This window comes from Flavobacterium sp. PS2 (genome assembly GCF_046250155.1).
In the GTDB taxonomy this organism is placed as follows: domain Bacteria; phylum Bacteroidota; class Bacteroidia; order Flavobacteriales; family Flavobacteriaceae; genus Flavobacterium.
In genome coordinates, this window is the sequence record NZ_CP176426.1 from 5091983 (window position 1) to 5104597 (window position 12615).

At 33.5% G+C, this 12615-nt stretch carries 8 protein-coding genes; 6 read left to right on the forward strand and 2 right to left on the reverse strand.

The window, feature by feature from the left end:
• Nucleotides 1-18 precede the first annotated feature (18 nt).
• Entirely contained in the window at nucleotides 19-4398 is a 4380-nt protein-coding gene (locus tag ACJ6WR_RS21995; RefSeq protein WP_409416506.1) for a CusA/CzcA family heavy metal efflux RND transporter, read from the forward strand.
• A 4-nt stretch (nucleotides 4399-4402) separates the two neighbouring features.
• Nucleotides 4403-5533 (forward strand): efflux RND transporter periplasmic adaptor subunit, encoded by a 1131-nt coding sequence (locus ACJ6WR_RS22000; protein ID WP_039114688.1) that lies wholly within the window; start codon nucleotides 4403-4405, stop codon nucleotides 5531-5533.
• A 286-nt stretch (nucleotides 5534-5819) separates the two neighbouring features.
• Here the strand turns inward: ACJ6WR_RS22000 and ACJ6WR_RS22005 are convergent, their stop codons facing one another.
• A complete protein-coding gene (locus ACJ6WR_RS22005) occupies nucleotides 5820-6845 on the reverse strand; it encodes an LLM class flavin-dependent oxidoreductase (RefSeq protein ID WP_039114739.1) in 1026 nt (341 codons plus the stop codon).
• Nucleotides 6846-6954: 109 nt separating this feature from the next.
• On the opposite strand from ACJ6WR_RS22005, the gene ACJ6WR_RS22010 reads away from it, so the two are divergent.
• The 3 genes from ACJ6WR_RS22010 to ACJ6WR_RS22020 all read left to right on the forward strand — a co-directional run bounded on the left by ACJ6WR_RS22010 (nucleotide 6955) and on the right by ACJ6WR_RS22020 (nucleotide 9191).
• On the forward strand, nucleotides 6955-7815 hold the full coding sequence (locus ACJ6WR_RS22010; protein WP_039114686.1) for a helix-turn-helix domain-containing protein: 861 nt from the start codon (nucleotides 6955-6957) through the stop codon (nucleotides 7813-7815).
• 415 nt (nucleotides 7816-8230) lie between these two features.
• The gene (locus tag ACJ6WR_RS22015) at nucleotides 8231-8761 is read left to right on the forward strand and encodes a hypothetical protein (RefSeq protein ID WP_039114684.1); all 531 of its coding nucleotides are present in this window, start codon (nucleotides 8231-8233) and stop codon (nucleotides 8759-8761) included.
• 76 nt (nucleotides 8762-8837) lie between these two features.
• Nucleotides 8838-9191, forward strand: a complete 354-nt coding sequence (locus ACJ6WR_RS22020) for a DUF1622 domain-containing protein (RefSeq protein WP_039118854.1) — start codon at nucleotides 8838-8840, stop codon at nucleotides 9189-9191.
• Nucleotides 9192-9195: 4 nt separating this feature from the next.
• Here the strand turns inward: ACJ6WR_RS22020 and ACJ6WR_RS22025 are convergent, their stop codons facing one another.
• Nucleotides 9196-9618, reverse strand: a complete 423-nt coding sequence (locus ACJ6WR_RS22025; protein ID WP_086894794.1) for a hypothetical protein — start codon at nucleotides 9616-9618, stop codon at nucleotides 9196-9198.
• Between the two features lie 359 nt (nucleotides 9619-9977).
• Between ACJ6WR_RS22025 and ACJ6WR_RS22030 the strand changes: the two genes are divergently transcribed.
• On the forward strand, nucleotides 9978-12374 hold the full coding sequence (locus ACJ6WR_RS22030) for a TonB-dependent receptor (protein ID WP_409416507.1): 2397 nt from the start codon (nucleotides 9978-9980) through the stop codon (nucleotides 12372-12374).
• Nucleotides 12375-12615: the final 241 nt, after the last annotated feature.

The window sequence follows — 12615 nt, forward strand, 5'->3', positions numbered from 1 at the left end:
TAAAAATTAAATCAAATTATGCTTAATAAGATAATACAATTCTCAGTTAAGAATAAACTGGTAATTGGCGTCTTTACATTGCTATGGATTATTTATGGCGTGTATGAAGTTAGTCGTTTACCAATAGATGCTGTACCAGACATCACAAACAATCAGGTACAAATTATTACAACCGCTCCATCCTTAGGAGCCGAAGATGTAGAGCGTCTTATAACATTCCCGATAGAACAGGCGATAAGTAATATTCCGCAGCTTAAAGAAAGCCGCAGTATTTCGCGTTTCGGACTTTCGTTAATAACAATTGTTTTTGATGATGATACAGATGTGTATTGGGCGCGTCAGCAGGTTGCCGAACGTTTGCAAAAAGTAGAAATAGACAAAAATGCCAGTAAACCCGAAATGGCTCCTGCAACAACAGGATTGGGCGAAATATACCAATATGTTGTAAAACCACAACCAGGTTACGAAGCCAAGTATTCTCTTGAGGATTTGCGAACAATCCAAGATTGGACAATTCGAAGACAACTTTTAGGAACTCCCGGAATTGCCGATGTAGCTACTTTTGGAGGAAAATTAAAACAATATGAAATTGCCGTAAACCCTGCACGATTAAAAGCCCAAAGTCTTACTATTAAAGAGGTTTTTACAGCCTTAAGTAGTAATAATGAGAATACAGGAGGAGCTTATATCGAGAAAGGTCCAACAGTACTATATATCCGTAGCGTTGGTCTTACCAAGAATATAAGTGATATCCAGAATATTATTGTAAAAAATACCCAAGCAGGAACACCAATTCTTATAAAAGATATTGCCGATGTAAAAATGTCTTCGGCGATACGTTATGGAGCTTTAACCACAGATGATCTGGGAGAATCTGTAGGTGGAATTGTTATGATGCTTAAAGGCGAAAACGCAAATAATGTTATTGTAGATGTAAAAAAACGTGTTGCCGAAATTGAAAAGATTTTGCCAGAAGGTTTAAAAATAGAACCTTTTCTAGACCGTACCAAAATGGTTGATAACGCTATTGGTACAGTTCAAAAAAATCTTATTGAAGGCGCATTGATTGTTGTTTTGGTATTGGTGCTGTTTTTAGGTAATCTGCGTGCAGGATTTATTGTAGCATCGGTGATACCATTAGCAATGTTATTTGCTATTATCATGATGAATACCTTTGGCGTAAGCGGAAATTTAATGAGTCTTGGCGCTCTTGATTTTGGTTTAATAGTCGATGGTGCTGTAATTATAGTCGAGGCCATATTACACCATATGCACAGCACTAAAAAGTATAAAAATGTCGATAGTGTCTCGCAACCAGAAATGGACAAAGAAGTTGCTAGTTCGGCAGGGCGTATGATGAATGCAGCAGTATTTGGACAAATAATTATCCTTATAGTATATCTTCCTATATTATCATTAGAAGGAATAGAAGGTAAAATGTTTAAACCAATGGCACAAACCGTTGCTTTTGCCATTTTAGGAGCATTTATCTTATCGCTTACCTATGTGCCAATGGTTAGTTCTTTATTTATAAGTAAAAAAGTAAACCATAAACCTAATCTTTCTGACCGAATTATGGCAAGGTTAGAATCATATTACGAAAACTGGTTAACTAAAGCTTTACGAGTAAGAAAATCTATTGTTATCTCGGCATTTGTTTTATTTGGTATTGCCATGCTTTTGTTTACACGAATGGGCGGTGAGTTTATACCACAACTAGAAGAAGGAGATTTTGCCGTAGAAACACGTTTACTACTAGGAACAAATCTATCGACAACTACAGAAACAATTCAGAAAATTTCGGCTGCTCTTAAAAGCAATTATCCCGAGGTTGAAAAAGTAGTATCGAGAATTGGTAGTGCCGAAATTCCTACGGATCCAATGCCTATAGAAGGTGGGGATATGATTATTGTTTTAAAAGATAAATCGGAGTGGACAAGTGCTTCATCTTTCCCAGAACTGGCAGATAAAATGACCGAAACAGTAAAACAAGTTGCTCCCGGAGTTACGACTGGTTTTCAATTTCCTGTTCAAATGCGTTTTAACGAACTTATGACTGGTGCAAAACAAGATGTTGTATGTAAAATTTATGGAGAAGATCTTGATAAACTTGCTGAATATGCCGAGAAATTAGGCAATATTGGTAAAACTGTAGAAGGGGCGACAGATCTATATGTGGAGAAAGTTACAGGAATGCCACAAATCGTTATAGATTATGATTGGGCCGAAATGGCTAAATACGGAATCTATGTTTCTGACATTAACCAAACCGTAAATGCAGCTTTTGCAGGTGCAGTTGCTGGTAGTATTTATGAAGGTGAAAAACGATTTGATATGGTTGTTAGGGTAGAAGCGAGCGGGCGAAAAGATATATCTGATGTACGTAATCTATTAATCGCAACACCATCAGGAATGCAAATTCCGCTTTACCAAGTAGCATCGGTAAAAGAAGTTGAAGGTCCAAACCAAATACAACGAGAAGACGCTAAAAGAAGAATCATTGTTGGCTTTAATGTTAGAGGTCGGGATGTAGAATCGATTGTAGAAGAATTACAGAAAAAGGTAAATGCCCAGATAAAATTTGATCCAGGGTATTACATTACTTACGGAGGAACTTTTGAAAACTTACAACAAGCAAAATCTCGTCTTGGAGTTGCTGTACCAGCTGCATTATTTATGATTCTGGCATTGCTATATTTTGCGTTTAGATCTCTAAAAGAAGGAATTATAATATTTACAGCAATTCCTTTATCGGCAATTGGTGGGGTATTTGGACTTGCATTGCGCGATATGCCTTTTAGTATATCTGCCGGTGTTGGTTTCATTGCATTATTTGGAGTAGCCGTACTTAATGGAATTGTTTTGATATCGGAGTTTAACCGAATACAGAAGCTGGGTGAAATCACTGATCCGTTCCAAATTATCATTACAGGAACAAAAAACAGGTTGCGTCCCGTATTAATGACAGCCGCTGTAGCATCGTTAGGCTTCTTGCCAATGGCTTTAAGTAATGGTGCAGGTGCAGAGGTTCAACGACCACTTGCGACAGTAGTTATAGGAGGATTAATAACGGCAACTTTACTTACGTTGTTCGTGCTTCCGTCTATTTATTTAATGACATATCATACCAAAGTATTTACCAAAAAAATGAAGAAACATAAAATCGATAAATTGACATTATTACTTGTTGCTTTATTAATTACAGCTTCGGTTCAGGCACAACAACGACCGATATCTCTTGATGAATCATTGTCTATTGCGATTCAGAATAACAAAAGAGTGAAATCGGCACAACTGAACGAAAAATCAAAAGAACAACTCCAAAAATCGGCTTTTGATATCCCGAAAACAGCTTTGGATGCAGATTATGGGCAGTTTAACAGTGGTCTTAACGACACTCGTTTCGGCATTAGCCAAACATTTGCTTTCCCAACCGTTTATAGCAATCAGAAAAAGGCTTTAAAAGAAGGGTATAATGCTGCCAAGGCTGAATCTCAGTTAACGGCACAACAAATAAAATCGAATGTGAGGAATCTCTTTTATTCCTATATCTGGCTAAATAGTAAAAAAGAACTATTGGCTTATGCCGATTCTATTTACAGGTTAATGGAACAGAAATCGGATTTGCGTTATAGAGCCGGAGAAACAAATGTGCTTGAAAAAAGCGCTTCTCAATCGGCAAGACAATTCTATACCAACCAGCTTACAATGGTAAACAGAGATATAGATATAACAATACGATCTTTTAATGCTGTTCTTCAGGATAGTATAATTCATGTTCCAACAGCAACTAATATCAAGAATGAATTTAATGTTTCGTTAAACGAAAAATCAAATTCGGCAGAGTTGCCACAAATAAAACTGTCCAATCATATTGCCGAAACTGCAAAATGGAAATGGAAAACAGAACAAGCTAAGATGTTACCAGATATTACATTGGGATATAATAATTTGAGTATAATAGGTGCTCAAACCAATGATGCTGGGCAAGAAGTATATTATGATAGCAGCCATAGATTTAGTTATGTAAATCTGGGATTATCTATTCCGTTGTTTTATACAAGTCAATCAGCACGAAATAAAGCTGCTAAAACAGAATACGAAACGTATAAAACAATGGCAGAAGCAGCAAAAATTGAAGTAAAAACGGATATTTCGAATGCTATAAGTGAGGTAGAGAAGTATAAAGAAAGTCTTAATTATTATGAGATTGATGGGCTTAAAAATGCATCGACAATAATTGATGCTGCCAATAGTCAGTTAGAAAATGGAGATATTGATTATCTACAATGGGTATTGGTGGTAAACCAAGCAATTACAATAAAAAGTGAATATCTAGACAGGATTAATGACTATAATAAAGCCATAATTAATCTGCAAACCATTAATAATTTATAATATAATGAGAACATATATAACCGCAATTTTAGGCATGTTGCTTATAGTATCCTGCAAAAGCGATAAAAAAGAAGAACAAAATAATGCCGAAGTCAATAAGCAAGAAAACAGCATTCAATTAACTAACGATCAGGTAAAAAATGCTGGATTGATTGTAGGGAACCCACAAGAAAAAAACGTAAAAGAAATATTAACGCTTCAGGGAACAGTTACTGTACCGCCCAAAAGTGTTGTAAGCATCAGTATTCCGTTAGGAGGATATATTAAACAAACAAGTTTAATGTCTGGAATGCATGTTAAAAAAGGGCAATTATTAGCAGTAGTAGAAGATATGCAATACATACAACTCCAACAGGATTATCTTACTGCAAAAGAAAAGTTTCAATTATCGCAAAGCGAATATAACAGACAAAAAGAACTTAATGCCAAGAAAGCAAGTAGCGATAAATTATACGAACAAACTGCTACCGAAATGCAAACCCAGCGTATAAATATGGCATCATTGGCACAGAAACTAACTTTATTAGGGATTAATGTAAGAACACTTACAGCCTCAAATATCAGTAAAACGGTATCTATTGTTTCACCTATAAATGGTCTGGTAACTAAGGTTAATGTAAACGTGGGGAAATACATATCTCCAACGGATATGTTGTTTGAATTAATGGAAACCAGTGATATCGTTCTTGTTATGAATGCTTTTGAGAAAGATGTACACTTACTTTCTGTAGGACAATCGGTTACAGCTTTTACCAATAGTAATCCTTCAAAGAAATATACAGCTAAAATTGCTTATATAAATCAAAGTCTTAACGGAGATCGTGCTGCCGAAGTTATCTGTAAAGTAAATAAATACGATAGCTCATTACTTCCTGGTCTTTTTATTAATGCTGAAGCAGAATTTGAAAACGAAAAAGCACTTACCGTTCCAGAAGATGCTGTTGTAAGATGGCAAGGCAAATTCTTTGTTTTTTCTTCTACAGGAAATAATAATTATAAAATGATTCCGGTAGAACCAGGAACGACTAATGAAGGCTTTCGCCAAATTAAATCTTCTTTAATAAATGCATCATCAAAAGTTGTGACTAAGAATGCGTACACACTTTTAATGACATTTATGAATAGCGGAGAGTAAAAGTCCAAACATTTGCTAAACAGAAAAAGGTAGTCACTAGGCTACCTTTCCTGTTTAATGTATCTAGGTAGAGACGCACCGCAGTGTGTCTAACACAATATATATCGCAAAATGATTTTTAATAGATAGAAACATAGATTTAAAATGAATATCTAAGCACCTTATAGAAAATCATATTTTTTTCACATAGCTAACTATGTGTGTTTCAACTAAGTGAAACGCTTTATTGGTAACTAAAAAAATCTATTTTTCTATGTGTTAATTTTATTAAGACGCAAAATAAAATTTATTCTGCTTTTCTAATTAATGGGATAACTTTTGTTCCAATTAATTCTATAGCATTCATTAATTGGGAATGTGTAAGTCCTGCATTATCCATTTGGAATGTAAATCTTGAAACACCGCCAAGAGATTCACTATGTCTTAAAATCTTCTCAGCTACTTGTTCTGGATTCCCTACAACCAAAACTCCTTTTTCGTCGATAAGACTATCAAACTGTGCTTTTGTAACAGGTGGCCAGCCACGTTCTTTTCCTAGTTTAGTCCAAAGTTCGGCATAACCCGGATAATAATCGGCAATTGCTTTTTCATTCGTACTACCTACATAACCTGGCGAATGCAAGCCTACTTTTAATTCTTTGGCAGTAAATCCTGCTGCTTTACCAGCTTCTCTATATAAATCAATTAACGGACGAAAACGATGTGTTTGACCTCCAATAACAGCAACCATTAATGGTAATCCCAGAGTTCCTGCTCTCACAAAAGATTCAGGAGTTCCGCCAACGCCTAGCCAAATAGGTAATTTTTCTTGTAATGCACGTGGATAAACAGGAAGGTTATTTAGAGCAGGACGAAATTTTCCTGACCAAGTAACAAATTCATTATCTCGTATTTGCAGCAAAAGTTCTAGTTTCTCTTTAAAAAGTTGGTCATAATCATTAAGATTAAACCCAAATAAGGGATAAGCTTCTATTGATGATCCACGCCCAACGACAATTTCAGCACGTCCTTTGGAAATTAAATCCAGAGTAGCAAAACTTTGATATACACGCACAGGATCAGCAGCACTTAAAACACTCACGGCACTTGATAACCGAATATTGCTTGTTTTTGCTGCAGCTGCTGCCAAAATAACTGCTGTAGCAGAATCTAAGAATTCTTTTTTGTGATGCTCGCCAATACCAAATATGTCAAGACCTACCTGATCAGCTAGTTCAATTCTTTGTAATAATTGCTCCATTGCATCTACGCTACTTAGCGTATTATTGTCCCCGTACATTGCAGAGGCAAAACTATCTATACCTATTTCCATCATAGTAGTAAAGATAATAAATTTTGTTTTCTTTTTATTGTGGCTACATTTAAGTATTCGTCCAGCATTAATTATATTTGGCTATAAATTAGCTTCCAATTTCTCATTAATGAACAAAATTATAACATACTCACTTGAGCATCATACAAGCTTGTTTACAACTGAGGAAAACAAAAACGATTATTTTTATGTACAAATAAATGATCATCCTTACATCGACGAACCTTATCGAGCAGAAAGTTATGCGATAGAATTTCTTAAAAAAGGAAGTATTATAATGCAAACAAGGCTTACAAAAATTGTAATTCACGCACCAGCAATAATCACATTAGGACCTTCGGTAATAAGAAGTTTTACCAAAAACAGCGATGAAATTTTAATGGATATCATCTTTTTTAAACCGCAATTCTTCCTTAAAAATCAGGCAAATGTTTTCTTCCTGAATCAATATGATTTTTTCGATAATAGTCAGATGCATGTATTTAGCCTTGAGAAAGGTGCTAAAATTAAATTTGGGAAAATATTTGATTTAATTAGTGATACACTTAACGGAGATAACAACAATCAATCTTCAATTTTAAGAAGTTATCTCTATATATTAGTATTCGAACTTGATGCTATAAAACAAACTATTACCGATAACTACGATCAAAATCCATTGTTTGAAAAATTCAAAGAAATCCTTGCCAAAGAATTTTTAAGAGAACGTTCCGTAGGATATTATGCTGATAGTTTAAATGTTACACGCAAATATTTATCTGAAGTTATAAAAAAGAATAGTGGGAAAACAGCTAGCAATTGGATTGATGATTTTATAGTGCTTGAAGCTAAAGTATTACTGCAAAACAAAGCACTAACCATTAATCAGATAAGTGAAATGCTGAACTTTTCCAATCAATCTGTTTTCGGAAAATTTTTTAAGAATTCTGCTGGTTTTTCTCCTTTGGAATACCGTAAAAATAATGGATAATAACTTGTTGATTTTACCGCAGAGAAATTAAAAACAAAAAATTAACCGCAAAGGACGCAAAGTTTTACGCAAAGTTCGCAAAGCTTGGTCATTACTACTTTGTGTGCTCTGCAGTTAAGCTTAACACAACCATCAAAAATAATTTTCACCATTAAGAAAAAAAGAAAAATTAAGCTTAATCCTTAATGAATCTTAATATCTTAATGGTTAAACTTTTTAACCTACAGATTAAAAACTTTGTGAACTTTGCGTTTTTCCCTTGCGTTCTCTGCGGTAAATTTCTTTATGGTTAAGCTTCTCTAAAAACGACTTTATGACCAACATATAAGACATTTGGCTCTTTATTGATGAAACAAATCAACGCAACTTTGTACCATGATAATTTTACTGACAATGTGTAAATAAAAAATAAATTATGTCAAAAGTTGCAAAATTTGTAGTTATAATAAATGATAATGCTGGTTGGATAGAAAATCAGGCAATTAATTTCTATTCCAATTTATTTGGAGAATCAACAGCATTAGGGGAGAAGTATGTCGAAGAAAACTTGTCTATTCCTAAACTCTTTAAAATACAAAATGATTTTTCGGTCGAAATAATGATGGTTTATGATAACGAAACACCTTTAGGTTTTATGAAGCTTAACTCATCCAGACTATCTAATCAAAATCTTGGTGCGAATAAACCTGTTGGTATTGACCATATTGTTTATTTTGGAAAAGATGATTTAATGGTACTACTCAAGCGTGCTGAAAAAGTTGCTAATCAAAGAAAATATGATTTAATATGGATTAAAGCTTTTAAAGATGATGTTATTTTGATTGAATTATTGGAATCTCTGGAATATCAAGTATTCGATTATGAAGAAGATAATAGCAAGAATAGCAATCAAGAGCAAGTTTATTTTAGAAAAGCAATGCTAGTTCATTCCAATCCTATTTTATAAAAGATATATTAATATAGATTAATGTGGGTTAATTTACTTACATTAGTCTATGCTAATTTATTGAAAATAAGATAAAATGGAAGTAGTAAAAATATACATAGAATATGTAGCGAAAGGAATTGAAATAACTGGTATTATCACCATAATTATAGGGATTGTGCTAGCGATGGGTAAGTTCATTTTTTCACTTCAGGGAACAACTCCACGTTCCTATAAAATATTAAGGCAAGAACTTGGTAAAGGAATCTTATTAGGTCTAGAAATCCTTGTTGCAGGAGATATTATTGGCACAGTTGTAACCGAACCAACAATGGATCGTGTCCTTTCGTTAGGAGTTATTGTATTAATTAGAACATTTTTGAGTTTATCACTCGAGGTAGAAATCGAAGGGAAATTTCCATGGCAGAAAAGCAAAGAGATAGAGGAGTAATGAATCATTCCTCTTTTTGAGATCCGTATTTTTCCAGATTTATTCTTACTTTTTCATTTCTTTGTAAAGCATATTGCTCGTAGACCTTGTCAAATAGTTGATCATTTTCTAGTATTGCAATTTTGGCTTGTGCAATAAAATATTCCAAATCGTCTTTATATATTCCACCATTAACTTTTCTTACGGTATAAGTTTCTCCAGTAGCTCTTCTTTTCTTAATAATCTCGATAAAAGAGATGTTATTTCGTATATCTTTTCGAGCCGCCTGAGACCTAGGGGATTCATAAAATCTATATTCTGAATCAAAAAATCCAGAAATCGCATCGTCATTTAGTCTAAAAACTTTATTACAAAAAACTTTAAGCGCTACGTAACCATTTTCGTCTGCTTGTTCTATAAAATCTGAAATTTGATAAGGTGTTTTCATTTAATTAATTCCGATAACAAATTTTGCTCTCTTCTAAAAAGAAATGCAATACTTGTAGATGCATAATTTAAGGTTATAAAAAATGAAATTACAAAAATGAATATTTAAAACCAAATTGATATTAATGACTGTGATAGGTGAGTGTTACTAGGATTTCTATTATTTCAAAATATTACTATTTCTAATGCATTCTATAAATATTTAGGCATTTGATATTGAAGCCAATTGAGGTGATTTTTTAACAGAAATTATATAGAATTAATCTAAATAATTTTTGTTAAAGGATTATTAATATTTACATTTGCGCTGTTTTTATTTAGAACTATTAAAAACAGGTAACCAATCAAATTTAAAACTTAATGAAGTATCTCAACTTAAGAATATCACAGTTTATATTTATAATTTGTTTTTTATTTTCGGTCTTAACATCTTTCGCGCAACAAAGTCCAGGGAAAATTAAAGGAAAAATAACAACTTCAAATGGCAAACCCTTAACAGGAGTAAGTATCATCCTTAAAGCATCAAAATATAACACTTCGACTGGTAGTGATGGTAGCTTTAAATTTGACAAAATAATCGCTAATATCTATACTTTACAGGTATCCTTAAAAGGTTACGAAACAATAGAACAAGAGATTAGTGTCTCTAAAAATCAAACCACAACACTTAATTTAATATTAAAAGTATCAAATAAAGATCAGGCATTAGGCGCAAATTTTGGAGATAATGGATCTGAGCTGGATGAAATAATTGTTTCGGCTAGCAGAAAAGTAGAAACTTTATCTAAAACGCCATCATCTGTAACGGTAATTAATGCTAAGAGTATCGAAAACTTATCAATAGTAAGTCCAAATATTGCTAATGTTCTTGCTTTTGCAGTTCCAGGTTTAGGTTCTGCGACTAATAACACTGGGAATTACGGGCAAACGCTTAGAGGAAGAAATCCTTTGGTTCTTATCGATGGGATTCCGCAATCGACACCATTAAAATCGGCTGGTAGAGAATTACGCTCTATTGATCCTTCGGTAATCGAACGTATTGAAGTTATAAAAGGAGCAACAGCTATTTATGGTAATGGAGCCGATGGAGGTTTGATTAACTATATTACAAAATCGGGCAAGACACAAAAGAAATTTGCAGGATATAGTGAAGCTGGTACTACTGGAAACATTAAAGGGGATAGCGTTGTAGGATATAGACTTTTACAACAGTTTTATGGAAAAATTAAAAATTTCAATTATATCATAGGTGGTGTATATGAAAAGACTGGTGTTTTTCGTGATGGAGAAGGAGAAGTTATATCTCCAGAATATGGATTAGGTGAAACCAAAACATATAATCTGTTTACCAAATTAGGATATGATCTTACAGATAAGCAAAGAATTGAATTAATGTACAATTACTTCAGTTCAAATCAAGATTCTGATTTTGTACTTAAAAATGGAGTTTATGGAGTTAGCCCAGCAATTGGTGTATTAGGAAACAGACCTGGTGCCGATGAAGGTACACGTTACAATCACAATGCAAATCTTCAATATTCAAACAAAGAGATTTTTGGTAATACTAGTTTAACGGCTAATTTATATTTTCAGGATTTCTTGACTATTTTCTCTAATTCTGCCTTTTTCTACGGATCTGGACAATCACAAACAGCATCTACCAAAAAAGGATTAAGAGTTTATTTGAACACACCATTTACAGTTTCGTCAAATTTTACGGGAGATGTTACTTATGGTTTTGATTTACTAAACGATAAAACAAATCAAAAATTAGTCGATGGTAGAGTATGGGTTCCAAACATTGATATGGTTAATCTAGCTCCTTACGCACAATTATCGACTCAATTATTTGAGGATTGGACAGTAAAAGCTGGTTTGCGTATCGAAAATATCAAAATAAATATTGATGATTATAACACTCTTGCTACAGGAGCAAACGGTGCGGGAAGTGTTGCCGTAAAAGGTGGCGAACTTAATTATGATGCATTTGTTTTTAATACAGGTATAAGATATTCTAAGTTTAAGTTTTTCAACCCTTTCATCAGTTTTTCTCAAGCTTTCTCTGTATTTGATTTAGGTAGAGTGCTTACTGCAGCAAAACAAGATGCTATTTCAAAATTAGAAACTGAACCAATTATCGTTAATAACTATGAAGGTGGTTTTAGTAGCCAATTAGGGAAGTTTAATCTAAGTGCAGCTTATTATTACAGTACTTCTAAACTAGGAACAAACTTGATACAAGTTGATGGCTTCTTACTTGCAGAACGTTTACCAGAGCGTGTATGGGGTTATGAGATTCAGGCAGATTATCAAGTATTAAAACAACTTACTATAGGAGGAAATTACGCCTATGTACAAGGTAGAGGCGATAAAGATGGTGATGGTCATTTTTATGGAGAGAATGATATTTATTTAAAATCAAACAGGATACCTCCAGTTAAAATGACTGGTTACGCAAAATTTGGAAACGAAAGATTAAATGTAGAAATATATTGGATGTATGTTGGAGATCGCGATTATTTTAAACCAAATGCCAAAGGAGCTTATGCAATTGGTGAAGGTCCGATTCATTCATTCAACTTATGGAACTTGGCTACAGCTTATAAAGTAACGGATCAAATTAGAGTGAAATTAGGTATTGAAAACCTACTTAACACAGACTATTATACTACAACTTCTCAATTTTATGGTACAAATGCCAATTATACAAGAGGAAATGGATCAAGATTTAATCTAGCTGTTGGTTACAGTTTCTAAGACAATCTATTAAGTAATATAAAAAAAGGTTCCTGGTATTTTTATCAGGAACCTTTTTTTTTAAGATTCTGAGCGACAAAGGCTCTAAGAAACTTTACAAAGATTGTCTAAAAGGGAACGCGGATGACGCGGATTTACAAAAGTAAAGACGCAGATAAAAACAGATTTTATTAGTAATATAGAGAAATACGAACCGAAGCTTCGGGCAATGTCATTAAGTTAAGTTTTTTAAGCCATGTAT